Here is a 26,208-nt window from a genome sequence, read left to right on the forward strand (position 1 = left end):
GGGCTAGTAAGTATTTTTCCTGATCATCAGCAGTCCGTCGCGGATGGTGAGCAGCAGTTGCGTGGCGCGCCCGTCGGCGGCCACCTTTTCACAGAACCTCACCATGGCTTTGGCATTGGCGCTTTGCTGCGCTTCCTCCTGCAGCACCTCGCCGTGGTAGAGCACGTTATCCGCCAGCATAAAACCGCCGGGGCGCAGCTTGTCCCATACCAGGTCATAGTACTGCTCATATCCCTGCTTGTCGGCATCAATGAACACCAGGTCGAACGTTTCCTGCAACTGCGGGATAATGTCCGCCGCCTTGCCAATGCGCAACTGTATCTTGTCCGCCAGGCCGGCCTCCTGGAAATAGCGTTTACACATCTCCTCCCGTTCTTCATTAATATCCAGCGTGTACAACAAGCCGTCCGCCGCCAGGCCCTGGGCCAGGCATATGGCGGAATAGCCGGTATACGTACCGATCTCCAGTATACGGCGGGGCTGCAGCATATAGCTGACCATGGACAGGTACTGACCCTGCAGGTGCCCGCTTAACATATGCGGTTGTTCTACTTTCAGGTAAGTTTCGCGGTTCAGACGGTGCAGCACATCAATTTCCGGGCTGGTGTATTTTTCTGCAAATGTTTCTACCGTTACAGGAATAACGTCCATACGCAAGGAAAAATTTCTGCAAACCTACGGAAAAAAGCATAAGGCAGAAAGCTGAAAGCAAAAAGCTGATCCTAGCGAGTTTATCCGCGGCATCAGCTTTTTGCTTTATGCTTAATTAGAAATTGGGCCGGAGCTTGTTGGTGGTATAGAACACCCGGAAGTACTCCACTACTTCATCTGCGGTATCAAATAACTGCAGCAGGTCCAGGTCTTCGGGGTTGATATTGCTTTCCTTTTCCATCATTACGTTGCGGATCCACTCCAGCAGGCCATTCCAGTACTCCTTGCCCACCAGCACCATGGGGGTTTCCGTCATTTTCTTGGTCTGTATGAGCGTGGCCACTTCAAAGAATTCGTCCATGGTGCCAAAGCCGCCGGGCATCATCACAAAACCCTGTGCGTACTTGGTGAACATCACCTTGCGCACGAAAAAATAGTCGAAGTGCAGGTTCTTGTCATGGTCTATAAAATTATTGGGATACTGCTCATGCGGCAGGGTAATGTTCACACCTACGGACTTTCCCTTGCCAAGTTGCGCGCCCTTGTTGGCCGCTTCCATTACGCCGGGGCCGCCCCCGGATATAATGCCGAAACCGTCCTCTGCCAGGCGGCGGGCTATTTCCACGGTGAGATCATAATACTTGTGCCCCGGCTTGGTGCGGGCAGAACCGAACATGGATATACAGGGCCCCATTTTGGCCAGCGCCTCAAATCCATCCACAAATTCGGCCATGATCTTGAATATCTGCCAACTGGAATGGGCTTTGGTTTCCGTCCAGTCCCGCTCTTTCAGGTTTTTTAAAGTACCGTTCATCTTTAGTATTAGTTTTAACAGTGTAGCAATTTAGCCATTTAACCATTAGATTTGGCAGTAAATGTTCAAAAAGAGCCTATGAGTACACATATCGCCGTTTTCTGCGGATCGAGCCTGGGCGTACATTCCTCCTATGCAAGGGAGGCCCGGCAACTGGGCATTCTGCTGGCGGAACGCGACATCACGCTGGTATACGGAGGCGGAAAAGCAGGGCTGATGGGCGTTATAGCCGACAGCGTACTGGAAAGGGGAGGCAAGGTAATTGGCGTGATCCCTGAGTTTCTGAACACGCGGGAGCGTAAGCACGAAAACCTGACACAGGAGATCCAGGTGGAAACCATGCACCAGCGCAAAACCATCATGTATGAGCTGAGCGATGCCGCCATCGCCCTGCCCGGCGGCTTTGGCACCCTGGATGAGTTTTTCGAGATCATTACCTGGAACCAGTTGACCCTGCACAGCAAAATGGTAGGCTTGCTGAACGTAGATAATTTCTATGAGCACCTGTACCAGCACATGCTGCGCGCCCGCGATCATGAGTTTGCGCCCAGCATGCTGGTAGAGCACCTGCGCATGGCCCCCACGGCCGAAGCGCTGCTAAAACTTATGATTTAAGAACAGTTTTCTTATTTTTAGTACTTACATCTAAGCAACCAGCATGTCAGCTACCTTACTATTCACTTTAGTCATCGCGTATTTTCTTGTATTGCTCGTCGTAGCCTGGATCACCAGCCGCAATTCCAACAACGATTCCTTCTTTATCGGTAACCGCAACAGTAACTGGATGCTGGTGGCCTTTGGCATGATCGGCACCTCGCTGAGCGGCGTAACGTTTGTGAGCGTGCCCGGTACGGTAGGCAGCAACAACTTCGGTTACCTGCAGGTGGTGATCGGTTATTTCATCGGTTATTTCATTGTGGCCTATGTGCTGCTGCCGTTGTATTACCGGCTGAACCTCACTTCCATCTACCACTATCTGGAGCAGCGTTTTGGAACGGTGGCCTATAAAACAGGCGCGCTGTTCTTCATCATATCCCGCACGGTGGGCGCTACGGCCCGCCTCTACCTGGTGATCAACGTGCTGCAGCTCTTTATCCTGGACAACCTGCACGTACCGTTCTGGCTTACCACTTTTGTAATACTGCTCATGATACTGCTGTATACTTTTGAAGGCGGGGTAAAGACCATCGTGTTTACAGACACCCTGCAAACTACTTTCATGCTGGCAGGCCTGGTGGTATGCATTGTCTATATCATGAGCCAACTGGACCTTTCCCTGCCGGATGCGGTGCATGCGCTGGGCGCCAAAGGCTACACGGAGGTATTCAACCCGGATGTGAACAGCGGCAGCTTCTGGCTGAAACAGATACTGGGCGGGGCCTTTATCACGGTAGGCATGACCGGGCTGGACCAGGAAATGATGCAGAAGAACATCAGCGTTAAGAACCTGAAAGATTCCCAGAAGAATATGATCACCTTCAGCACGGTGATGGTGCTGGTAAACCTGCTGTTCCTGCTGCTGGGCGGACTGCTGTATGTATTTGCGGAAAGCAGGCAGATAGGCATCACGGGCGATGACCTGTTTCCCACCATTGCGCTGGGCTACCTGCCGCCGGTGATCGCATTCATGTTCATCATCGGGTTGATCTCCGCGCTGTTTCCCAGTGCGGACGGCGCTTTAACGGCCCTCACCTCTTCCTTCTGCATTGATATGCTGGGACTGAAAAAAAGAACGGACCTGGACGAACGTGGCAAAAAGAAAACCCGCCGGGCCGTGCACCTTACCTTTACCGTTATCTTCTTCCTGTGCGTGATCATCTTCAAATGGATTGACAACAAATCCATCATCAATATCATCCTCACCCTGGCAGGCTATACCTACGGCCCTTTGCTGGGACTGTTCGCCTTCGGCATCCTTTCCCGCCGGCCGGTAAGGCAGGGCCCTGCCACGCTGATCGTTTGCCTGGCGGCGCCGGTGATCTGTTACCTGCTGGCGGAGAATGCCGCCCGCTGGTTCTCCGGGTTCCACATCGGTATTGAATTACTGATACTGAACGCGCTGATCACGATGGCAGGCTTGTGGCTGATTTCAGTGAAGGGTGAAGTATCCGCTGTAAAAAAAGAGCAGGTAACTTGACAGAAACCTGCTGTACATTTAACACGTTATGAACGTGCAGCCGCTTATGTGCTTAAGCGCTGCATTCTCTTTATCTAAAGTCAGCAATTATTTAATTGTTACGAAGCCGGAAACCATTATTATGCACATGCATTCGTACAGTACAGAAACTTATATGGTGCTCTTAAAATGATAATTAGAATGGGTTAGCAGCGAGATATATTGCTCTGCCTGATGCATAATAACGTGGTTTTAACAAAAATTAATAATAATGTTCCTCATAACCTAATTTTTTATCAAAAAGTTTTGTTTTCCTCCCTTCAGGGGCACGGTGCTGATGTTCCATATAAAGCGGCCGGTAAGCGAGGCTGGTAAAGTCACCTCTGCAGCTATGCCGCTGCTTCCTGTTCGTTTTAGCGTAACCGTTATATCTCCCAGCGGATGCGGCATAGTGCCGGACACTTCCTGCAGCGCGCCTAACGCCGGCTGTATCTTCACGGCGGCAAAGCCGGGCTTGTCCGGCATGATACCGCAAATGGTAGCCAGGAAATCATAGTCCGGGCTGGCGCTCCAGGCATGGCAGTCGGAGCGGGTAGGCTCCGGGTTCTCCGCAAAAGTGGTAAGCCCTGTATGCAGCATATCCCGCCAGGGCTGCAACTGCCCGTAGTAGAGGTTGGCCATGCCGGCCTTTTTCAAGGCCTGGTTCAGGTAAAAGCGGTAGTAAAAGGTGACCTGGCTCAACGTAGTATCCTCCAGCACCCGCTGCAGTACGGTCTTTTCCTCGCTAACAGGTATGGCGCCGGCCAGCACAGCCATAATGCCGGCATGCTGGCTGAAAGTACGGCGCTCCGGCGTATTGGCCATTTCCCGGCGGGCCGGATCAAAACAAAGCCGGTAGGTGGCTTCATTCAACGCAGTGGCCAATTGATCATAATGCTGCGCTTCCCGCTCCTTACCGTAATGCCTGAACAGGGCGGCGGCCTGCTGCAGCGTATAGGCATATTGCAGGGTGATCACGGCGGAATGGCCATCCGTAGCGCCATCGGGCACACCGTTGGGAAAGGCCCGGTTCCAGTCTACAAATCCCCACCATTGCATAGGACCCAGCATGTGCTGTTGTGCATCTATATGTTTTTCATACCAGTCCAGCACACCGCGCACCGCCATTAAATATTGCTGCACAAAGGCGTCGTCGGGACGGTGCATCCAGTAATCATAGAGCATGGACACCCAGTACAGGGAAAAGGGCGGTATCACCTGCAGGCGGTTGCTGGGATAGCGGCCCTGCGTCAGCCCTTCCGGCACGCGGGAGCAGTAAAAGTCATGGATGGCCTTGCGCATCAGCCGGTCGTCGCCGGTTACGTATAAGGATATGAGCGCCTGTATGCGGGTATCGCCTTCGTATTGCAACTGCTCGTAGTAAGGACAGTCAAAATAAGTTTCGCCGGCGCAGAGGCGGGCGGTGCGCCAGCCTACCTCCCAGATATCCTGCAGGGAAGAATCGTTGCTGCTGAAGCGGGCTTTGCGCACAAAGGGATAGCCGGTGTAAGTGCCCAGCAGGTCGTTGATCACTAACGGTTCAGCGCCGGTAGTGATGTCCAGTTGCAGGTAGCGGTAGGTACGGAACCATAAGGGCCGGAAGGTGCGCTGCACGCCGCCGTCCGGTTCAAAAATATCGTAGTTGCCCATGATCTCCCGGCCGGCAATCTCATTACGGTTACCTTTTTTGCGGTCGCGGAACAGGGCTTCCGCATAGGTCATTTTAATGGTGCTGCCCGCCCCTTTGCTCACGGTCAGCTCCGGGTAGGCCACGGTATTAAAGGTCTGATCCAGCAGGATGCTTACGGTTTTACGGGCGGGTATGGTAATCGGCGCAGTACCCGCCAGGAAATCATCCGTAGCGGCCACTCCATCTGCCCGCCTCACCTTTAACAGGCGTTGCGGGGTTTCCTCCATCAGCGGAATGCTGCGGGGCACCAGCGTCCACAGGTTATCCGTACCATAGCCGGCCGGCACCGGCGTAGTTACCTTCACGGCCGGCTGCCAGCGGCTGTCGTCATAACCCGGCTGCTCCCAGCCCCAGGGATAGGCGGCGGCTTTTACATGATCGCCGGGGCCTATTACCATATAGGTATGGAGGCGCTGCATATTATCCGTGGAGCAGGGCGTGTAGGCGGTATCCACGAACACTTTCCAGGAAAGGTCCGTATTCACGGCTTTTTCCTTGTCCGTATCGCCCTGCACCACCAGGGCCGTCTGGTTGGATACCTGCGCTACAGGGGCATGCACGCCCATGTTCCATACCAGGGCGGCCAGCACATTGCTGCCAGCCTGCAGGTAGGGGGCAATGTCCACTGTCTCGAAGTTCCAGTTATACAGGTCGCCACGGGCGGGGCCGGCGCATACGGCCTGGCCGTTTACCCAAAAGCGGTAACGGTTGTCCGCGGAAAGATGTATGACGAAGGAGGCAGGTTTTACTGCCAGCGTAAACGTTTTGCGGAAATGATACACGCCGTAGTCACGGGGGGCAATACCGGCAGCCGATATCCAGGCGGCAGGCCAGGAACCTTTCAGCAATGCGGGATTTACCGGCAGTTCCTGCGCGCAGAGATGGATCGTCAGTAAACAGCAAAAGGTATGGAGTAGTAAACGCTTCATACGTGGAACGGAATGTGCAACGCTATTGCTGCAATATAAAGATAACGGGCAGCAGGGGTTAATTATCCTATGGTGTCCTAGTCAGGCAGCAGCCGGCAGCCAGGTAGCGGGCTGCCGGCCGGCGGGTTTACAGCCCCACGTTAAAGCCCATGCGGAACAGCGGGCGGTTCTGGTAGGGAGAGCGGGTATCCTGTATCACATCGTACAGCACCATGATATAGAATGCAGAATTGCCGGCGCCCAGCGGTTGCGAGTAGCCGCCGCCCAGCAGCAGGCTGGGCACCCCGTAGTTGGATTTGACGGTCTGCTTGGGATCTACCGTATAGTCAGTCAGTTTCTCGCCTACGTAGTTGTATTCCGGCTGGGCCTGGAGGAACAGCATTTCCAGCGGGTAAATGCGCCCCCACACGCCGCCGCCAAACACCGTATACGTGTACCGGTAGGCGGTTTCATTGCTGTTGATATACCGCTCCCGCTCGGAAGCATATTGCGCATTGATGCTGACACCGGCGGCAAACAACTCTGAAAAACGGTATCCTATCAGCGGCGAGATATTCACATTGGTATAATCGCCGAAGATGAGGCCCAGGGAGCCACCGATCATCAGGCGGGAAGGATCGAAGCCTTTGCGCGCGGTATCTGTTGTGTAATACTGTGCATGGGCCAGGTGTATACTACCCAGGAATAAAAGGCATAAAAGCAAACGTTTCATTCGTTAATGTTTTATTTTTTTATTGGTCTCATGGAACTTCGCCCTAAACAGTGTATCAACCAGGCAGACGAAGCTCGCTTTCATTCGTTAATGTTTTATTCGTTTATCAGTCAAAAATCTTTCCCCGGTTCAATATATGCTGCGGGTCAAACACCTCCTTGATCTGCTTCATAAGCTGCAGGTGCGCCGCTTCAAACATTACGTCCATATAGGGCTTTTGCACCAGGCCTATGCCATGCTCCCCGGAAATGGTGCCGCCCAGTTGCTTTACCAGCCGGAATATTTCACGGATGCCTTCTTTGAGGGTGCCGTTCCATTGTGCTTCCGTCAACTGCCCGCGGATGATGTTCACATGCAGGTTGCCATCGCCGGCATGGCCGTAGCATACGGAATGGAAGCCGTATTTACGGCCTATCTCCTTCACGCCTTTCAGCAGCGCGGGCAGCTCTGCCCGGGGCACCACGGTATCTTCCTCCTTGTACACAGAGTTGGCCTTTACCGCTTCCGCCACGCGCCTGCGCAGCTTCCACAATTCCTCTTTCTGCTGGTGGTCTTCCGCAAACAGGATCTCCCCGCAGTCAAATTCCGTGACCACCGCCGCTATGCCTTCCATTTCCTGCATCAATACATCCGGGTAGTTGCCGTCCACCTCTATCAGCAGGTGGGCCTGCACATCGTCCTCAATCTTCACCGTGCTGCTGTCCACGTAACGGGTCACCCATTCCAGGGCGTCGCGCTCCATGAACTCCAGGGCGGAGGGTGTGTACCCGGCCCGGAAAATGGCGCTGACCGCTGCGCAGGCATTTTCCGCGGAACGGAAAGGCACCAGCATCAGCAGGTCATATTTAGGCAGGGGGATCAGGCGCAACACGATTTTGGTGACCACCCCCAGGGTACCTTCACTGCCTACCACCAGTTGTGTCAGATTATAGCCGGTGGAGTTTTTCAATACATTGGCGCCGGTCCATATCACCTCGCCGGAGGGCAGCACCAGCTCCAGGTTCAGCACATAGTCCCGCACCACTCCATATTTAACAGCTTTAGGCCCCCCGGAGTTCTCTGCAATATTACCACCGATCAGGCAGGAGCCACGGCTGCTGGGATCGGGCGGGTAGAACAGCCCTTTTTCCCGGACCGCATTCTGCAGCACTTCGGTGATCACCCCCGGTTCCACGGTTACCTGCAGGTTGCGCTCATCTATCTGTATGATCCGGTTCAGGCGTTCGGTAGAAAGCAGGACCCCGCCCCATTGCGGCAAGGCGCCGCCACTCAGGCCGGTGCCGCCGCCCCTGGGCGTTACCGGCAGGTTTTCCCGGCTGCACAACTGCATAATGCGGCTTACCTGGGCGGTAGTATCCGGCTTCAGGACCACTTCCGGCGGATAATGCAGGTCTTCTGTTTCGTCATGTGCGTATCTGTCCAGTGATTCCTCGTCTGTTAGTACATTGGCCGCTCCTACAATGTCCCGGAACAGTTCCAGGTGCCGGGCCTGTAGCCTGGAGAAATTAGTCATGCAGCAAAGATAAATCTAATATGCGGATGTGCGAATATGCAGATGTGCAAATGAAATGCAGCGAAGACACTTGCGTTGCCCCATCATCTGCATACCTGCACATCCGCACATTTGCCCGTTAGAATGACGGGCAAAGCGTGGCCCTGCGGGCGCTGTTAAAGCTGCGGTTAGGATACAGGCCGGTATAGATAATGCCTATTTCATAAGCCCCGCGGCGGCCATTGGAGGCGGCCAACTGGGAGGTGGTAACGTCATAGCTGAACATCATCCTTACCCGGGATATTTCATAGCCTACCAGGAATACGGCTGCATCGTCAAACCGGTAATAGGCGCCGCCAAATACCTGCTTGGTGCCGTCGCCGGAGAGGTTATAGGCCAGGTTGCCGCCCACCACCGTTTCCCGGGAGCCGGCCTGCCGGCTGTAGTAGGCGGCCGGGTTTGCGATCACCTTGTCACTGAGCTTGATAATGGCATTCAGGAAGCCGATATAGCGCCGGTCTATCTGGTTGTTGCCTTCATAAAAGCTTTCCCGCGGCTTGTTCACATGCTGCACGGAAAGACCGCCGTTGATATAGATATTGTCCGTTGGAAAATAGGCATAGTTCATTCCCACCTGCATGTCAAAGTAGTTCACCTTTGATTGGGTGATGGGCTCTGCCGTGGGCAACTGGGAGTCAAAGAACTTCCCGTTCCACTGGTCCCCGAAGGTGAGCTTGGCCAGGTCCACCCGTTTGTTGGCAGATCCCACGTTAAAGCCCAGGGACAGCAGGCTGCTCTGGCCCAGGAGCTGGTGGTAAGCCACGGAACCATATACTTTGGTGGAAGAAAGATTGCCGCTGCCCGCTACATCCCGCAGGATCACCCCGCCAACGCCTACCCAGCCATATTCGAGCCGGTCGCGGAACAACTGGAAATCGGCAAAGGCCGACATGGTCTTATATGGTACGGGAACGCTTGCCCACTGGTTACGGTAGTTGATCCCCACCCGGTAATTACCGTCGGGGATAAAGCCCGTATTGGCAGGGTTGGTGGTAAGCGGTGAGTTGAAGAACTGCGAAAAATGCAGGTCCTGCGCCGTTGCCTGTGCTGCTGCGAACAGGAGCACCATACCGGTTATACAATATTTTAATCTTACTTGCTGCTTCATGGGTCAATCATCTTAATAAGGTTATGTTTCCTGTCTTGGTGGCTGTGGTACCGTCGCTGAATTCTACGTTCACGGCATATGCGTATGCATCCATGGGTTGGATCGCGCCTTTGAACCGGCCGTCCCAGCCTATGTTGGGATCGTTGGACTCAAATACGAGCTGCCCCCAGCGGTTGAATATCTTGAAATTGAATCTTGCGATACCGAACCCGCGTACCATCAGCACATCATTCATACCATCGCCATTGGGCGAGAAGGCATTGGGCACATCGAACAAAGGTATCACGATAGCGGCTACCTGCTGGCACACGGTATCCGTACAGCCGGCAGCGTTGGTAGCCAGCAGGCATACGTCATAGGTGCCGGTCTTGTTATACTGGTGCACCGGGTTGGTTTCAGTAGATACCTGCCCGTCGCCAAACTCCCACAGGTAGCTCACAGCGCCAATGGTCTGGTTTACAAAAGTAGTGGGCGTATTTTCCACGGGCTTCACGGGCGTAAACGTGAAGTCTGCTGAAGGCGGACCAAACACGGTGATGGTAATGGTGGTATCGTCCCGTATATTACAGGTATTGTTGTCTACCGCTTCCAGGCTTACCGTATAGGTACCGGGATTCGGGTAAGTATGCGTGGGATAAGGTTCGTTCGATACCGGGCTGCCATCCCCGAAATTCCAGGTAAAGGTTTCGCCGCCCATGGTGGTATTGTTGAAGCTAATGGTAGCGGGCGCGCAGGAGCTGTCCGGCGCTACAAAGCTGGCTACCACGTTGGCGGCTACACGTAAAGGAATGGTATCGGTATGCGGCGCGTTACAGTAGTTGGTATCCACGAGCGTGAGCATCACGTTGTAGATGCCGTCTGCCTGGTAAGCATGCTGCCAGCTCCCCAGCCCTACGGTTTGGGGAGGCGTGCCATCCCCGAAATCCAGCACAAAGGAGCTGTCTGTGAAAGGCTTGCCAACCGGCGCTACGGAGCTATTGGTAAACTCATACAGCAGGTCCTGGCAGGGCTGCAGGCGGGTGGCCGTCAGCTCTACATCTGCCTGGTCCGCCCGTATGCGCACTTCGGTATAGGCGGTGTCGCAGCCGTTACAACTGGCGGGATCACATTTTATCAGCATAACTGTATAATCGCCTATCTGCGTATAAGTATGCGTCACCGTATCCTGCGTGCCGCTCACTTCCGGGGAGCCGTCCCCGAAGTTCCAGGTCCAGGTCTCGGCGGGAATGCCGGTGGTATCTACAAAAGTGATGGTGGCCGGTACGCAGTAGTTCCTTTTGCGGTCCAGGGTTTTAACGCCGGCCTTCACCCCGTCCAGGTTAAAGGCGATCTTCAGCGAGCCCAGGTTACAGAAAGGAGGCGGGGAGCTGGCGTAGGCCCCCGGCGTGGTAGGATAGCGGGGCTTGGCCTGCGTATTGGCAGACACATTGCACCAGGCGCAGATGCCCTGGTAGATCACCCCGTTACGGTCAAAACGGCTGGTGCCGCCATCCACATGCTCGTAAAGGCCGTTGCCGCCAAAGAAGCTGGCAAACAGCACGTCCGTGGCATTGCGCTGCAGCACAAAAAAGTAAAAGTCCTGGTCGTCCGTGGTACGCTGCAGCGGGTTCCTGGTAATCAGCCCGCTGGTGCCGGAGTTCGGGTAGCGCAATGATTTATTGATACCGCCGCCCCAGCCGGACACATACACATTCTCGCAGCGGTCTACCAGGAACGCTACGGGAGACAGGCTGGGATCCGTGGCCTGTTTGCCAAAGGTAGTGGAGTACACAAAGGCCGACAGGTTGGGCTGCAGCTTGGCGATAAACTGTTTGGAATTGTCGTTATAGAAAGTAGCGGTGCCGGCCGGCTGCTGTACCGGCCAACTGCCATCGGTAGTACCCATTACGTATACAAAGCCATTGGCATCCAGTTGGATGCCATACACCTGGTCTGCGCCAATGTTGTTTGCGCCCAGGAAGGTGCTTTGCAGGATGCTGGTGCCATCACTGGTGATATGCGTGATAAAGCCGTCGCAGATACCGCCCCTGTAGGAGGGGTAGATGCTGCCGCCGGTGGTCTGGAAATTGGCGCTGGCCGTGCCGCCGGCCACGTACAGCGAGCCGCCGTTCAGCGCCAGCACGTAGGCGGCGTCTTCCTTATCGCCTCCTATATAGCTGGCCCATACCAGGTTATTACAGTCCGGGCTTATCCGCATCACCACACCGTCCTGCGAGCCGCCATAGCTGGTCTGGAAAGTGCCGCTGGTTACCGGGAAATTACCGGAGCGGGTACAACTCGCTACAAACACGTTCCCGGCATCGTCCAGCACCACCTCGCTGCGGGCGTCGTCGCCGTAGTTGCGCAGCAGTACCCAGGCGCCGGCCTGCCGGTTCTCCCGCATGTTCACCCCGTCATCAGAACTGCCGGCTATGCAAATGGAACCAATGCGGGCCGTGCCGGTGGCATTGAGCTTTACCACGGCAATATCCCAGCCGCCGCGGGTGCCCGCCACGGTAGTAAAAGGAAAATTGGAGGAGGTAGTCCGGCCGCTGATCACCAGGTTGCCCTGTGCGTCCGTGAACAGGCTGTGCGGCTGTTCATCGCCATTGCCCCCTATATAGGTGGCGTATACCAGGTTGCGACCATTGGGTGTGAACTTGCTGATGCCGATATCAAACTGCCCGCCCTGGAAGGCATTCTGCACAGCGCCGGTGGTTACCGGGTAGCCCTGCGCCCATACAATGCCGCCGCCGTAAAAAAAGCCCTGGTTGTCATAGGTGGCCGTAAAGCCCCAGTTATCCGCCCGGGAACCGGATACGGTAGAAAAGACATAGGTAGGGTCTATTACCAGCGGGTATTGCGGGTCATACCGGCCGGACACCTTAAAGCCTACCCGGGTGCCGTTCAGGCGGTAGTTCACCTTTACGGGCACACGCTGGTTGTTGATATACTGGTAAGCATACGGCATCAGCTCAGTGGTAGTGCCCACGGAGGTGGTGATCTCAAGCTGGTCCTTCTTCAGCGCCAGCCTGGTCGCGCCGGTATATTGCAATTGTATGGCATCCGGGTTGGCCCCGGGATGCACGATGAGGTCGTATTTCAGTAAAGAGGCTTCGGAGTACACCTGCATGTCGATGCCGGGATACAGCGCCTTGTACATGATGCGCTGGTAGGACCGGACATTGGACTGCCATCTGGTGGAGTCGCTGCCGATAATATAGTTGCTGTACCCCTCTGTTGGCTTGTCGGGCAGCACCTGCGGGCTGGGGGATGCGTTCAGGAAGGTCACTTCGTAGGCATGCCCTCTTACCACAGGCTTGGGCGGTTTGGCAAAACCGGGCACTTCTTTGACAGGAGCGGCAGCAGCAGCGCCGCCCGCCTTTTTAGCATCGTAGTCCACGGAAGGGGGAGCAGGAGGCTCGGCATGGCCGTGCAGGTATTCGGTCAGCTTTACATAGTCGTCCCGGTTCAGGAGATAAAAGGTAAACCCGTTCTTTTTGAGAAAGATGGCGCCGCCGCCAAGGTCGGTTTTATATAAAAAATCGCCCTCCCACTGACCTTTGTTCTCAACAAACTGCAAAGGTGTGAAATTACTGTTCTCCTGTGCTTGCGCCTGAGCCGGCAGTCCTGCAATCAGCCAAAGAGCAACACCCAAAAAACCGGCGCGGAAAGTAAAGTTCACGGAATAGATTTTACGTTTTTTCCTATAACTAATATACTACAATTAACGGGGAAAGGAGCAGAATTGTTACCGTTAAAGGCAACATTCATGCGCTCAATAAGTTACAGTTATACGGAAGAAGCGGATAAACAGGTTGTATAATGCATAACACAAAAATTAATGAGGTAGCTGTCGGCGGCGGACAATAATAAAACGTCCGGGCCGTTGCAAAAATTGTTATCCGGGAGCCTTTTATCTTAACAGGGTGATACTGCCACTCTTATTGGCTTTTGTCCCGTCGCTGAACTCGATATATACGGTATAAGCATACGCATCCATCGATTGTAAAGCCCCCTTATAGCGCCCGTCCCACCCAATAGCCGGGTCATTGGACTCAAATACAAGCTGTCCCCAGCGGTTGAATATCTTCAGGTTGAATTTTGCGATACCAAAACCCCGCACCAGCAGCACATCGTTCATCCCGTCGCCGTTGGGTGAAAAGGCGTTCGGCACGTCAAACAGGGGGATGACGATGGCAGCCACCTGGGTGCAGGCAGAGTCCGTACAACCTGTCTGGTTAGTAGCGTACAGGCATACGTTATACGTGCCGGACTGGTTGTACTGATGAACCGGGTTGGTCTCCGCGGATACCTGCCCGTCCCCGAACTCCCATAGGTAGCTGACCGCTCCTATGGACTGGTTCACGAAAGTGACCGGCGTATTCTCCTCCGGCTTGTCCGGGGAGAAAGTGAAATCTGCCGTAGGCGATTCGCTGACGAATACGGTCATGGAAGCGTCGTCCTCCAGGTTACAGGTATTGTTATCTACTGCGTGGAGAGTTACGGTATACGTACCGGGGTTGGCGTAAGTATGGGTAGGATAAATATCCGTGGAAACGGGGCTGCCGTCCCCGAAATCCCAGGTAAAGCTCTCCCCGCCCCTGGTCGTATTGTCAAAGCTGATCTCCGCCGGGGCGCAGGCGCTGTCCGGCATGGGCACAAAGCTGGCCACTACGTTAGCGGCCACACGCAGGGGAACGGTATCGGTATGCGGTGCATTGCAGTAGTTGGTATCCACCAGGGTAAGCGTAGCATTGTAAATGCCGTCTGCCTGGTAGGCATGCTGCCAGGTGCCCAGCCCTACCGTTACCGGCGGCGTGCCATCCCCGTAATCCAGTATGAAAGACTGGTTGGTGAAGGGCTTGCCGGCAGGCGCCACGGAATTGTTGGTAAACTCGTAGCTCAGCGCTTCGCAGGGTTGCAGGCGGGTGGCCACCAGGTTTACGGTCGCTTCGTCCGCGCGTATCCTTACTTCCGTAAATGCGGTATCGCAACCGTTACAACTGGAAGGATCACATTTGATGAGCTGTACAATGTAATCGCCGGTTTGTGCATAAGTATGCGTAACGGTATCCAGGTTACCGGTAACGGGCGGCGTGCCGTCCCCGAAGTTCCAGGTACGGGACTGGGCAGGCGTGCCGGTGGTATCCACAAAAGTAACGTCTGCCGGTACGCAGTAGTTCTGCTTGCGGTCCAGGGTCTTGATGCCGGCCCTCACCCCATCCAGGTTAAAAGCGATCTTCAATGCACCGAGGTTGCAGTTGGATGGGGCGGTGGAAGAATAGGCACCCGGCGTAGTGGGATAGCGTGGCTTGGGCGCACTGCCGCACCAGGCGCAAATGCCCTGGTAGATCACCCCGTTGCGGTCAAAGCGGCTGGTGCCCCCATCCACATGCTCGTAGAGGCCATTACCGCCAAAGAAGCTGGCAAACAATACATCGGTAGCATCCCGTTGCAGCACAAAAAAGTAAAAGTCCTGGTCGTCTGTAGAGCGCTGCAGGGCATTTTTCACCGGCAAATCCCTGGTGCCGGAGTTTGCATAGATTGTTTTGTTAAGGCCGCCACCCCAACCTGATATGTACACGTTCTCGCATTTATCTACCAGGAAGGCTACCGGGGAAATACTGGGCAACTGGTTATTCTTGCCGAAGGTAGTGGAGTACACAAAGGCAGAGAGGTTGGGCTGCAGCTTGCTGATGAACTGCCTGGAATTATCATTATAAAAAGTAGCGGTGCCGGCAGGCTGCCTGGCAGGCCAGGTACCTTCCGTAGTCCCCATAATGTACACAAAACCGTTGGCGTCCAGTTGTATGCCATACACCTGGTCGGCCGAAGGGTTGTCTGATCCCATGAAGGTGCTTTGCAGCACGGTAGCCCCGTCGTTGCTGATATGCGAAACAAAACCGTCGCATACACCGCCCCGGAAGGAGGGATATATACTGCCGGCCGTGGTACGGAAGTCGGAGCTGGCCGTACCACCGGCCACATAGACGGTATTGCCGCTCACTGCCAGCACGTATGCCGCATCTTCCCTGGAGCCGCCTATAAAACTGGCCCACTGCAACCCGGTGCAATCGGGCGTCAGCTTCATCACCACGCCATCCTGGGCGCCTCCAAAGGAGGTCTGGAAAACACCGGTGGTCACCGGGAAATTGGCGGAGTGAGTACAACTGGCTACATACACGTTATCATTTTCATCCACTACCACCTCGCTGCGGGCATCATCTCCATAGTTGCGCAACAGCACCTGGGTGCCGGCCTCCCTGTTATCAGTCATATTCACCCCGTCATTTGCGCTGCCGGCCACACAAAGCGCCCCAATCCGGGCAGTACCGGCGGCATTGAGCTTTACGATGGCAATATCCCAGCCCCCCCGGGTGCCCACCACATTGGTGAAGGGGAAGTTGGAAGAGGTAGTGCGGCCGCTGATGACCAGGTTGCCCTGGGAATCCACGATCAGGCTATGGGGCTGCTCCACCCCGTTGCCGCCAATGTAAGTGGCATACAACAAACTGCGGCCCGTAGGGTCGAACTTGCTGATAGCGATGTCGAACTGCCCGCCCTGGTAAGCGTTCTGCACGGCGCCAGGGGTAACGGGATAGTTACCCGGGTCAAATGAAATACCGCCTCCATAGAAGTTCCCCTGCGCATCGTAAGTGGCCGTAAAGCCCCAGTTATCTGCCCGTGCGCCGGACACGGTGGAAAAAACATAGGTAGGGTCTATTACCAATGTGTATTGCGGATCATATTTACCGGACACCTTAAAGCTAACCTCGTTGCCATGCAGGCGGTAAGTTACCTTTACGGGCACACGCTGGTTGTTGATATACTGGTAAGCATAGGGCGCCAGCTCGGTAGCAACGCCTACGGAAGTTGTGATCTCCAACTGGCCCTTCTTTATCTCCAGCTTGTCGGCGCCCGTATACTGCAGCCGGATGTCATCCGGGTTAGCGCCGGGATGCACCACCAGGTCGTACTTCAGGAGGGAAGCCTCGGAATATACCTGCATGTCTATGCCTTTGTACAGCTCCCTGTACAGCAGGCCCTGGTAGGATCTTACACCGGAGCGCCATTTCGTAGAGTCGTTACCGATAAAATAATTGGAATAGGCTTCCCGGGGTTTATCCGGCACAATTTCCGGTTTCAGGGTAGCGCCCAGGAAGGTCACTTCGTAGGCATGCGCCTTTACTACCAGCGGCTGCGGTTTGCTTTGACCGGATGCGGACGACCGGGCGGCGGTGTTGGCGTTAGCAGCGCTTTTGGCATCATAGTCCACATAAGGCGGTTTATCCGTGCCCGTAGCGGCGTGGCCATGCATGTAATCATGTACTTTTTCCAGGCCTTCCTTTTCCAGCAGGTAAAAGGTAAAGCCATGCTGTTTCAGGAAAACGGTGCTGCCACCCAGGTTTGTTTTATACAGGAAATCTCCCTCCCACTGGCCTTTGTTCTCCACAAACTCCAGGGGGGTAAAATTCGTATTGGCGGGCGTTTGCCCTTTAACAGGCCGGCTTGCCAGCAGCCCGAGGGAGATACCTAAAAAAACGGCAAGGGAAGTGATTTTCAAGGGCATATAAATTTAAAAATCCACAGCCAACCTATTACGGACCGCTGCATATACCTGGCAGGCAAATGCGGAGCGCCATAATGGGCAGGCTGTGGACAGATTTACGGTTGTATAACGTTAAAACCCTCAGGAAATTTTGCTCCATTGGGATTTTCCCCGCTGGGCAGCCAGAAATTCCTGTAAAGGATGGTTTTCCGGCAGCGCCAGGTCCGGGTCTTCCTGCAGCAGCTTTTCTGCGCAGGCACGGGCCGCATCCAGTATAGGCTTATCCTGCAGGATATCGGCCAGCTTGAAATCCAGTATGCCGCTCTGGCGGGTGCCTTCCATATCGCCCGGGCCGCGCAACTCCATATCTTTTTCGGAGATGAGGAAGCCGTTATTGGTTTGCACCATTACATTGATCCTTTCCCTGGAATCATTACCCAGCTTATAGCCTGTCATCAGGATGCAGTAGGACTGCTCTGCGCCCCGCCCTACCCTGCCGCGCAACTGGTGAAGCTGGGAAAGGCCAAAACGCTCCGTGCTTTCTATCACCATTACGGAAGCGTTGGGCACGTTTACGCCTACTTCGATCACCGTGGTGGCTACCATGATATGGGTTTCGCCCCGGGCAAAGCGCTGCATGTTGGTTTCCCGCATCTCCGCCGGCTGGCGGCCATGCACCATACTGATGTAGTACTTTGGTTCCGGGAAGAAAGCTTTCACTTCCTCGTAACCTTTCATAAGGTTCTCGTAATCCAGCTTCTCAGAGTCCTCTATTAGCGGGTACACAATATACGCCTGCCTGCCTTTCCCGATCTCCTCCCGGATAAACTCCATTACCTGCGGGCGCTGGTACTCCGTGCGGTGCACGGTGGTAATGGGTTTGCGGCCAGGCGGCAGTTCATCTATCACGGATACGTCGAGGTCGCCGTAAATGGTCATGGCCAGGGTGCGCGGGATGGGCGTAGCGGTCATGACCAGGATATGCGGCGGGATGGTGTTCTTTTGCCAGAGGCGGGCCCGCTGGGCCACGCCAAAGCGGTGCTGCTCGTCCACAATGGCCATGCCCAGGTTTTGAAACTGCACCTCTTTCTCCAGCAGGGCATGGGTGCCTATCAGGATGTGCAGGCTGCCATCCGCTGCTGCGGCCAGTATCTCTTTACGGGCCTTGCCTTTAATGCTGCCGGTAAGCAGGGCTACCTTCAGCTCCATCCGCTCCAGCAATTCCGCAATGCCTTTGAAATGCTGCTGCGCCAGTATTTCCGTAGGCGCCATCAGGCAGGCCTGGAAACCGTTGTCAATGGCCAGCAACATGGTAAGCAAGGCCACGATGGTCTTACCGCTGCCTACATCGCCCTGCAGCAGGCGGTTCATCTGCCGCCCGTTCATGGTATCCTGCCTTATTTCCTTCAACACCCGCTTTTGGGCGCCGGTCAGGGGAAAGGGCAGGTGATGGTTATAGAAATCATTGAAATGCGTGCCTACCGCGTTGAATATAAACCCCTGGGACTGCCGGTGCCGGCGGATCTTGAGCCGGCATATCCGTACCTGGGAAATGAACAGCTCTTCAAATTTCAGGCGGCGGCGGGCCTGCTGGGCCTCTTCTTCGCCGGCCGGCAAATGTATCTTGAAAAAGGCCAGGGGCCTGGGTAGTAAACGGTATTGCTGCAATATGGGCGCAGGCAGGTTCTCGGGGATCTCCAGGGGCGACAATTGCTCCAGCAGGTGGAAGGTAAGCTTCCCGATGGCGCGGGCCGTGAGCCCCCGGGCTTTCAGCTTTTCCGTGGTGTAATACACCGGCTCCAGGAACTGCTTGCCGTCGGCAATGTCTTCCGTGAGCAGGTCCATTTCCGGGTGCGCCATCTGCAGCACGCCGTTAAAAATGGAGAGGCGGCCATATACCAGGTAGGCCACCTGCTCACGCAGGGATTTCTGCATCCATTGCCAGCCCTGGAACCACACCAGCGCTATCTCTCCTGTTTCGTCGCGGAGGGTGGCCACCAGCCTTTTGCCGCGCTTCTCTCCCACTGTTTCCAGGGAGGTAATGCGGCCCCGTATCTGCACATAATCCATCCCGCCATGCAGCCGGGCTATTTTTTCCACCTTGGTACGGTCTACATAGCGGAAGGGAAAATAATGCAGCAGGTCGCCGAAGGTGTGCAGGTCCAGTTCTTTACGCAGCAGCTCGCCCCGCTGCGGTCCTACGCCCTTCAGGTACTCGATGGGATTGGATAATATGGCTGAACGGGTTGATATATTTAATCTGCGATTGCTTCCAACTTACCTTCTACAAACAATTTCATCCACTCCGTGGTCACGGATTTGGGACGTTCTATAGGGAGGGCCAGCGCCCGGTCCCAGCACAGGGAAGCCAGTACGCCCAGCGCACGGGATACGCCGAACAGCACGGTATAGAATTCATATTCCACAAAGCCGTAATGCACCAGCAGCGCGCCGGAATGCGCATCCACGTTAGGCCAGGGATTTTTCACCTTGCCCAGTTCCTGCAGTATGCCCGGTACGGTGTCATACACCATCCACACAATACGCACCAGCTCGTCGTTCTGCAGGTGTTTTTTGGCAAACTCCATCTGCGCGGTAAAACGCGGGTCTGTCTTACGCAGCACGGCATGGCCGTAACCCGGCACTACCTTACCTTCTGACAGGGTTTTACGCACATACTGCTCTATCTGCGCCTTGGTGGGAATGCCGCCGCCCAGTTCCTCGCGCATGTTCAGTATCCACTTGATCACTTCCTGGTTGGCAAGGCCATGCAGGGGGCCGGCCAGGCCGTTCATACCGGCGGCAAAGGCCAGGTAGGCATCGCTGAGGGCGGAACCTACCAGGTGCGTCGTATGCGCGCTTACGTTACCACCTTCGTGATCGGCGTGGATGGTCATGTACAGGCGCATCAGCTCCTTGAAACCATCATCGTCATATCCCAGCATGTGGGCAAAGTTGGCAGCCCAGTCCAGCATGCCGTTGGGCTGTATATGGTGACCGCCCTTGTACTTACGGCGGTATACATAGGCGGCAATATGCGGGAGGCGGGCAATCAGGTTCATGGTGTCCTCGTACATGTAGCTCCAGTAATCCTTTTTGCTCATCCCTTCCGCGTAGGCTTTGGCAAAAACAGATTCCGTCTGCAGGGCCATAATGCCTACGTTAAACATCGTCATGGGGTGCGTGCTGATGGGCAACGCTTCTATAGCATCAAATACATAATTCGGCACATGAGAACGGCGGGCCCACATACCGGACAGATACTGCACATCTGCCTCAGTAGGCAGCTCACCTATCAGCATGAGATAAAACAAACCTTCAGGTAAGGGCTCCGCGCCACCCTGCGTTTTAGGCAGGTGCTCCCTCAGCTCAGGAATGGAATAACCTCTGAAACGTATTCCTTCATTGGCATCCAGCAGGGAAGTTTCAGATACCAGCCCGGTAATACCACGCATACCCTGGTATACCTGCCCAATAGTAACCTCATCTATTTTCCTGCTACCATGATTCTTAATCAGTTCCTTTACTTCGAGACCCAGCTCTTCGGCCTTTACCTTGAATTTTTCTTTTATGTATCCCATATCTGATACTATAGTTTGGTAAGTAAAACAAAATCGATCAATTGTCAAAAGTAATGATTTGTTAACGAAGTTGCACGTCTTTTGACAGTTGTTAACGACCGGACACTGCCGGGCGGCCAATCCGGAAAACTGTTATACAGCTACTTAGCCCGGCAATAAAGCAATTGAGCGGTTTTATTAAAGAAATGTGAATTTTTTATTATTTAGGCGCCCGCATATACAGCCATACTGCCAGGCCGCCAAACAGAAAATTGGGTATCCATACGGCCAGCAGCGGGTTCAGGCTGGCTTTGGTGGAAAACACCGTCGAGAATTGCAGGAAGATAATATAGCTGGCGCTGATCACAATGCCCAGGGCCAGGTGCAGGCCGCTGCCCCCTCTTACCTTACGGGAGGCAATGATGGCCCCGATAAGGCTCAGGATAATCACTGCCGCGGCGGAGGAGGTACGGCGGTATTTTTCCACGTAGAAGGTGTTGAGCCCTTCTGCCCCCCGCAGCTCCTCCCGGTCAATATACCGGTTCAGCTCCGGGGTGGTCATGGCTTCCTGGATATTTCTTTCCTCCACCAGCTCCTTGGGTGTGAGGGGTATTTTCAGCGTGGTATCCTGCTTGTTCCACCACTGCTCCTTCAGCCCGTTGATGCGGCGCAGGGATACATAGCTGAGCTTCCAGGTGCCGTTGGTAGAGTCCCACATAATACGGTCGGCGCGGAGCTTGAAGGTCATGTCCAGCCCTTCCACCCTTTCCAGTACGAAATTGCTGCCGCCCTTGTAGCCGGGATCATAAGAGCCGAAGGTCACGTAAGTAAAGCTGTCTATGCGGGTGGTGCGGTCGTACTGGGTTTTACCGGCATCGCGCGACCTGATGTAGGTATTCTCAAAAGTAGTGCGGATGCGGTTAGCGTTGGGCACGGTCCAGCGGTTCCCCAGCCAGAGGATGCCGCCGAACAGGAAAGCGCCGATCCAGTAAGGGCGCAGGAAGCGCCGGAAGCTCACCCCGGCGCTCAGGATAGCGATGATCTCTGAACGGTAGGCCAGCTTGGATGTAAAAAATATAACCGAGATGAATATGAACAGGGGAAAAAGCAGGGCGGCTATATGGGGGATGAAGCCAAAGTAATAGTCCACCACGATCGTTTGCAGCGAAAGATTGTGGGTCATGAAATCATCCACCTTTTCCGTAATGTCGATCACTACTGAAATGATCAGCAGGATCATGAGGGAGTAAATGAAAGTGCCTATGAATTTGCGAAGTATATACCAATCTATCTTTGTCATATATAATAGTGTAAAAATAGGAAAAAGGAGAAAGGAAAAGGGAGAAAGCTGCGAGTAGGGAACAAACTCGCTCCCCCTTTCCTTTTTCCATTCTCCCTTCTCCTTTCACAATTTACCTTTCACTTTTTACAACCTTGTTTGCAATTGTTTAACCATTGTTGTTTTCCAGGCGGCGTAATTGCCCGCCAGTATCTGCTCCCGGGCGGCTTTTACCAACTGCAGGTAAAAGGCCAGGTTGTGAATGCTTGCCAATTGCATGCCCAGTATCTCGCCGGCTGCAAAAAGGTGGCGGAGATAGGCCCTGGTGTAGTGGTTGCTGGCAAAGCAGTCGGTCTGCTCATCCAGCGGCGAAAAGTCGGTCGCCCACTTTTTGTTCTTGATATTGATCACGCCCTGCCAGGTGAACAGCATGCCGTTGCGGCCGTTGCGGGTAGGCATCACGCAGTCAAACATATCCACGCCCAGGGCTATGTTCTCCAGGATATTCCAGGGCGTGCCCACGCCCATCAGGTAGCGGGGTTTGTGCGCGGGCAGGATATCGCATACCAGCCCGCACATATCGTACATTTCGGCTTCCGGCTCCCCTACACTGAGGCCGCCAATAGCATTGCCGTCGCATTCGCGGGCGGCAATCTCCGTGGCGGAAATGGTGCGCAGGTCCTTGAAGGTGCTGCCCTGCACAATAGGGAACAGCGATTGCTGGTGACCCCAGGCCGGCTGCGTTTCCCGCATGCGCTGTATGCAACGGTCCAGCCAGCGGTGGGTCAGCTCCATGGACTTGCGGGCGTAGCGGTACTCCGAAGGATAGGGCGGGCATTCGTCAAAAGCCATAATGATATCCGCCCCGATGGTGCGCTGGATATCCATCACATTCTCCGGGGTGAACAGGTGCCGGCTGCCGTCAATATGCGACTGGAACACCACCCCTTCTTCCTTGATCTTGCGGTTGGCCGCCAGGGAAAACACCTGGTAGCCCCCGCTGTCCGTAAGCAGGGGACGGTCCCAACCGTTAAACCGGTGCAGGCCGCCGGCGGCGGACAGCACCTCCAGGCCGGGGCGCAGGTACAGGTGGTAGGTATTGCCCAGGATGATCTGCGCCTGCACATCGCTGCGGAGCTGTTCCTGGGTAACGGCCTTTACGCTGCCCACCGTGCCTACGGGCATAAAAATGGGCGTGGCAATGGCGCCATGGTCCGTGGTAAGCACACCGGCCCGGGCGCGGGAATTGTGGTCTGTGGTAATAAGATCGAACTGCATAAAACAGGGGCAAAGGTAGCCTATAACTTTTTTATCCCCATCGATAGACAGATAAACAAAAACATATATATTTGTCCCCAATATGTCGGAAAGCCTGGGTTTAATCGCCTTTTATGTTTTTGCTACCATAGCTGGTATACAGGTGCTGTACTACCTGATCTTTTTTTCCCGTGTAGCTTTTTACCGTCGCAGGTTCAACAGCGACGAAACGCCTGACAACCGTTTTTCCATAATCATCTGTGCCAAGAACGAGGAGCTGAACCTCCAAAAAAACCTGCCCACGGTGCTGCAGCAGCGGTACGGCTCCAATCATGCCCCTGATTACGAAGTAATTGTGGTGAACGACAATTCCGAGGACGACACGAAATATTACCTGCGCTCCATAGAGCCGGGCTATGCGCATTACCGCCATATAGAGCTGAAGCAGCAGGCCAAATTCATTCCCGGCAAAAAGTATCCCCTGTCCATCGGCCTCAAGGGTGCGCAGCATGAGCACGTGCTGCTGACGGATGCGGACTGTAAGCCCGCCAGCGTTAACTGGCTGTCTATCATGTCCCAGGGGTTCCGGGACGGGAAGGAGATCGTGCTGGGCTACGGCCCTTATCATAAAAAACCGGGCTTCCTGAACAAGGTGATCCGTTATGAGACCTTTTTCAGCGCCCTGCAATACCTGTCCTTTGCCATGGCGGGCATCCCCTACATGGGCGTGGGCCGCAACCTGGCCTATAAGAAAGAGCTGTTCTTCCGGCACAAGGGCTTTACCAACCACCAGCACCTAGCCTCCGGCGACGACGACCTGTTTGTGAACAGCGCCGCCAACAGCCGGAACGTAGCCGTGGTGCTCGACAAACAAGCCTTTACCTATTCCGAGCCCAAGACCAGTTGGGACCGCTGGTTCCGCCAGAAAACGCGGCATATGTCCACCGGCAAACATTACCGTTTCGGGCATAAGTTCCTGCTGGGACTGTTCTCCCTGACGCATTTCCTCTTCTATCCCGCTTTTATTGTGAGCCTTTTTTACCAGCCCTTCCTGTACTATACGCTGATCGCGTTTGGCAGCCGGCTGCTGGTGCAGACTGTGATCTCCTTTTTTGCGCTGCGCAAGCTGGGCGAGGGCGACCTGTTCAAGCTCTCCTGGTTCATGGACCTGTTTATGTGGCTGTATTACATTATCTTCGCACCCGCACTGTTTTTCAAGTCGAAGAATAAATGGTGAGGGTGAACCCACATGGACATTATCCTGAAATATTTCTCTGATTTTACGCCTTTGCAGTTGCAGCAACTGGCTGCGCTGGATGGCCTGTACCGGGAATGGAACGAAAAGATCAACGTGATCTCCCGCAAGGACATTGACAGCTTGTACGAAAAGCATGTGCTGCACTCCCTGAGCATAGCAGCCACTACGGACCTACCGCCAGGCACGCGGGTGCTGGACCTGGGCACCGGTGGCGGCTTCCCCGGCATTCCGCTGGCAATCTTTTTCCCGGAAGTACAGTTTCACCTGGCAGACTCCATCGGCAAAAAAATAAAAGTAGTGGAAGGTATTGCTTCCGCGCTGCAGTTAACCAATGTAACCTACGCCCATACCCGTGCGGAGGAGATCAAAAACCGAAAGTTTGACGTGGTGGTGTCCCGGGCGGTAGCGCCCTTAAAGGACCTGTGGAGATGGAGCAAGCCCCTGCTGCAGAAAAGCAGCCACCGGCCTGCCGGTGCAGCAGGCGGACTGATCTGCCTCAAAGGCGGCGACCTGGCGCAGGAAATATCCGAGAGCGGCTGCCGGCCGGCCCTGGTAGATATTTACAAACTGTTCCCGGAGGAATATTTTAAGGAAAAATATATCGTAGTGGTAAAAAACTGAAGCAGGTAAGGGGCTTACCTGCTTCAGGGGTAAATTATTTAGTTGTTTTGTTCCAGCACGAATTCCCTTCCGCATTCAGCATGGCCGGGGCCGGGTTGCTGCCATTCTTTGTTTCCAGCATATACAAATATGTTGGTAGGACATGCGCACATCCCAGGCACTTGAGAAGATCATTGCAATTTTTGGAACCGACGATCTCGGGATATTGGCTTGAATCAAGCGGGTAACCATCATCTACATGTTGCCCCCATAAATATGGCTGCTTGGGCACATCGTCCTGCGTATTATAGATACGATAATTTTCCTGTACGCTGTTATTATACATTTTTACGAAGTCGGCATCGCCCACTTTGGGTGATGCATACGTATATACGATCATCTCACCACTATTACCCGGGCTGTTAGCCGCCTGGGCTGCATACATGGTAGCCAGGGCGGCTCCCAGGCTGTGGCCGGTCACTACCGTGGGCACCTTCCCGGCATCCCTCAATGCAATAGATGGTTTTGCTGCCACATCCTTCAAGAGCACTTTGGAGGAGGCGTCTTTATCCGCATCGGGTGGCGTAAGCAGGACGATTGTTTGGTAGATCGTATGAAAACCACGAATCACCTTCCCTCCATTGGAAACTTCGGTAAAGGGTTGCAGATCGAGTTGCTCGTCGTCTTCAAATTCCATCTGCGTTTCCGTACCACGGATCGCTACCACATAGTTGTAGGGCGATTTTAGATACTTGGCTATGAATCCATAGTAGACAGGGATGTCCTTCTCCGTTTTTTTAGTGGCAAAGTCCGTCATCTGGATGTTATGCAATAGCTGATAATCCTCCAGAAAGCCGGGATACACAGATGGGTCATAGTTAACAGAATTAGGGTCACATGCATCTTTAATTGCCTTTTGATAGGCGGACAATGAAGGGTTGGTAACTTTCCCGGGATTATCCTTTGTATTACCCACTCCATAAAAAACAGCGTGAACGGTGGCAATAAGCTGGGCATACGTAATGGCGTCGTTCAGGTTAACGTCAGATGCTTTTACCTTGGTTTTGATTTGAGGTTCCATAGAATTGGTGATTTGAGGGTGAAAAAAAATG

The 26,208-nt window shown here is 54.4% G+C and carries 17 protein-coding genes; 4 read left to right on the forward strand and 13 right to left on the reverse strand.

The window, feature by feature from the left end:
* Positions 1 to 3: 3 nt before the first annotated feature.
* Both LX66_RS00310 and LX66_RS00315 read right to left on the reverse strand, forming a co-directional pair.
* Entirely contained in the window at positions 4 to 651 is a 648-nt protein-coding gene (locus LX66_RS00310) for an O-methyltransferase (protein WP_145709892.1), read from the reverse strand.
* A 115-nt stretch (positions 652 to 766) separates the two neighbouring features.
* The gene (locus tag LX66_RS00315; protein WP_145709893.1) at positions 767 to 1,465 is read right to left on the reverse strand and encodes an LOG family protein; all 699 of its coding nucleotides are present in this window, start codon (positions 1,463 to 1,465) and stop codon (positions 767 to 769) included.
* 78 nt (positions 1,466 to 1,543) lie between these two features.
* Between LX66_RS00315 and LX66_RS00320 the strand changes: the two genes are divergently transcribed.
* Positions 1,544 to 2,080 carry an LOG family protein gene (locus LX66_RS00320; RefSeq protein ID WP_145709894.1) on the forward strand — a complete coding sequence of 179 codons (537 nt, stop codon included), beginning with the start codon at positions 1,544 to 1,546 and terminating at the stop codon, positions 2,078 to 2,080.
* Between the two features lie 43 nt (positions 2,081 to 2,123).
* On the forward strand, positions 2,124 to 3,602 hold the full coding sequence (locus LX66_RS00325; protein ID WP_145709895.1) for a sodium:solute symporter: 1,479 nt from the start codon (positions 2,124 to 2,126) through the stop codon (positions 3,600 to 3,602).
* Positions 3,603 to 3,866: 264 nt separating this feature from the next.
* Here LX66_RS00325 and LX66_RS00330 read toward each other — a convergent pair whose 3' ends face one another.
* The 10 genes from LX66_RS00330 to tgt all read right to left on the reverse strand — a co-directional run bounded on the left by LX66_RS00330 (position 3,867) and on the right by tgt (position 23,259).
* Entirely contained in the window at positions 3,867 to 6,239 is a 2,373-nt protein-coding gene (locus LX66_RS00330; protein ID WP_145709896.1) for an alpha-L-rhamnosidase-related protein, read from the reverse strand.
* A gap of 127 nt (positions 6,240 to 6,366) precedes the next feature.
* On the reverse strand, positions 6,367 to 6,951 hold the full coding sequence (locus tag LX66_RS00335) for a hypothetical protein (RefSeq protein WP_145709897.1): 585 nt from the start codon (positions 6,949 to 6,951) through the stop codon (positions 6,367 to 6,369).
* A 106-nt stretch (positions 6,952 to 7,057) separates the two neighbouring features.
* Positions 7,058 to 8,464: an FAD-binding oxidoreductase gene (locus LX66_RS00340; protein ID WP_145709898.1), complete on the reverse strand. Its 1,407-nt coding sequence runs from the start codon at positions 8,462 to 8,464 to the stop codon at positions 7,058 to 7,060.
* Between the two features lie 118 nt (positions 8,465 to 8,582).
* Positions 8,583 to 9,572 carry a PorP/SprF family type IX secretion system membrane protein gene (locus LX66_RS00345; RefSeq protein WP_145709899.1) on the reverse strand — a complete coding sequence of 330 codons (990 nt, stop codon included), beginning with the start codon at positions 9,570 to 9,572 and terminating at the stop codon, positions 8,583 to 8,585.
* 46 nt (positions 9,573 to 9,618) lie between these two features.
* Complete coding sequence (locus tag LX66_RS00350) at positions 9,619 to 13,275, reverse strand: gliding motility-associated C-terminal domain-containing protein (protein WP_145709900.1); 3,657 nt, start codon at positions 13,273 to 13,275, stop codon at positions 9,619 to 9,621.
* Between the two features lie 231 nt (positions 13,276 to 13,506).
* On the reverse strand, positions 13,507 to 17,163 hold the full coding sequence (locus tag LX66_RS00355; protein ID WP_145709901.1) for a DUF7948 domain-containing protein: 3,657 nt from the start codon (positions 17,161 to 17,163) through the stop codon (positions 13,507 to 13,509).
* A gap of 120 nt (positions 17,164 to 17,283) precedes the next feature.
* Positions 17,284 to 19,395 carry an ATP-dependent DNA helicase RecG gene (recG, locus tag LX66_RS00360; protein WP_145709902.1) on the reverse strand — a complete coding sequence of 704 codons (2,112 nt, stop codon included), beginning with the start codon at positions 19,393 to 19,395 and terminating at the stop codon, positions 17,284 to 17,286.
* Positions 19,396 to 19,397: 2 nt separating this feature from the next.
* Positions 19,398 to 20,723 carry a citrate (Si)-synthase, eukaryotic gene (locus tag LX66_RS00365; protein WP_145709903.1) on the reverse strand — a complete coding sequence of 442 codons (1,326 nt, stop codon included), beginning with the start codon at positions 20,721 to 20,723 and terminating at the stop codon, positions 19,398 to 19,400.
* A gap of 199 nt (positions 20,724 to 20,922) precedes the next feature.
* Positions 20,923 to 22,002, reverse strand: a complete 1,080-nt coding sequence (locus tag LX66_RS00370; RefSeq protein ID WP_145709904.1) for an LptF/LptG family permease — start codon at positions 22,000 to 22,002, stop codon at positions 20,923 to 20,925.
* A 126-nt stretch (positions 22,003 to 22,128) separates the two neighbouring features.
* Positions 22,129 to 23,259: a tRNA guanosine(34) transglycosylase Tgt gene (tgt, locus tag LX66_RS00375; protein ID WP_145709905.1), complete on the reverse strand. Its 1,131-nt coding sequence runs from the start codon at positions 23,257 to 23,259 to the stop codon at positions 22,129 to 22,131.
* Positions 23,260 to 23,341: 82 nt separating this feature from the next.
* Between tgt and LX66_RS00380 the strand changes: the two genes are divergently transcribed.
* Together LX66_RS00380 and rsmG are read left to right on the forward strand one after the other, a co-directional pair.
* A complete protein-coding gene (locus tag LX66_RS00380; protein WP_145709906.1) occupies positions 23,342 to 24,475 on the forward strand; it encodes a glycosyltransferase in 1,134 nt (377 codons plus the stop codon).
* Between the two features lie 12 nt (positions 24,476 to 24,487).
* The gene (rsmG, locus tag LX66_RS00385) at positions 24,488 to 25,117 is read left to right on the forward strand and encodes a 16S rRNA (guanine(527)-N(7))-methyltransferase RsmG (protein ID WP_145709907.1); all 630 of its coding nucleotides are present in this window, start codon (positions 24,488 to 24,490) and stop codon (positions 25,115 to 25,117) included.
* A gap of 34 nt (positions 25,118 to 25,151) precedes the next feature.
* Here the strand turns inward: rsmG and LX66_RS00390 are convergent, their stop codons facing one another.
* The gene (locus LX66_RS00390) at positions 25,152 to 26,177 is read right to left on the reverse strand and encodes a lipase family protein (protein WP_145709908.1); all 1,026 of its coding nucleotides are present in this window, start codon (positions 26,175 to 26,177) and stop codon (positions 25,152 to 25,154) included.
* Positions 26,178 to 26,208: the final 31 nt, after the last annotated feature.

Source organism: Chitinophaga japonensis (assembly GCF_007830125.1).
In the GTDB taxonomy this organism is placed as follows: Bacteria; Bacteroidota; Bacteroidia; order Chitinophagales; family Chitinophagaceae; genus Chitinophaga; species Chitinophaga japonensis.

Coding starts and splice junctions, on each gene's coding strand:
- LX66_RS00310 (WP_145709892.1), bottom strand. CDS start 651: ATGGACGTTATTCCTGTAACGGTAGAAACATTTGCAGAAAAATACACC.
- LX66_RS00315 (WP_145709893.1), bottom strand. CDS start 1,465: ATGAACGGTACTTTAAAAAACCTGAAAGAGCGGGACTGGACGGAAACC.
- LX66_RS00320 (WP_145709894.1), top strand. CDS start 1,544: ATGAGTACACATATCGCCGTTTTCTGCGGATCGAGCCTGGGCGTACAT.
- LX66_RS00325 (WP_145709895.1), top strand. CDS start 2,124: ATGTCAGCTACCTTACTATTCACTTTAGTCATCGCGTATTTTCTTGTA.
- LX66_RS00330 (WP_145709896.1), bottom strand. CDS start 6,239: ATGAAGCGTTTACTACTCCATACCTTTTGCTGTTTACTGACGATCCAT.
- LX66_RS00335 (WP_145709897.1), bottom strand. CDS start 6,951: ATGAAACGTTTGCTTTTATGCCTTTTATTCCTGGGTAGTATACACCTG.
- LX66_RS00340 (WP_145709898.1), bottom strand. CDS start 8,464: ATGACTAATTTCTCCAGGCTACAGGCCCGGCACCTGGAACTGTTCCGG.
- LX66_RS00345 (WP_145709899.1), bottom strand. CDS start 9,572: ATGGTGCTCCTGTTCGCAGCAGCACAGGCAACGGCGCAGGACCTGCAT.
- LX66_RS00355 (WP_145709901.1), bottom strand. CDS start 17,163: ATGCCCTTGAAAATCACTTCCCTTGCCGTTTTTTTAGGTATCTCCCTC.
- LX66_RS00365 (WP_145709903.1), bottom strand. CDS start 20,723: ATGGGATACATAAAAGAAAAATTCAAGGTAAAGGCCGAAGAGCTGGGT.
- LX66_RS00370 (WP_145709904.1), bottom strand. CDS start 22,002: ATGACAAAGATAGATTGGTATATACTTCGCAAATTCATAGGCACTTTC.
- tgt (WP_145709905.1), bottom strand. CDS start 23,259: ATGCAGTTCGATCTTATTACCACAGACCACAATTCCCGCGCCCGGGCC.
- LX66_RS00380 (WP_145709906.1), top strand. CDS start 23,342: ATGTCGGAAAGCCTGGGTTTAATCGCCTTTTATGTTTTTGCTACCATA.
- rsmG (WP_145709907.1), top strand. CDS start 24,488: ATGGACATTATCCTGAAATATTTCTCTGATTTTACGCCTTTGCAGTTG.
- LX66_RS00390 (WP_145709908.1), bottom strand. CDS start 26,177: ATGGAACCTCAAATCAAAACCAAGGTAAAAGCATCTGACGTTAACCTG.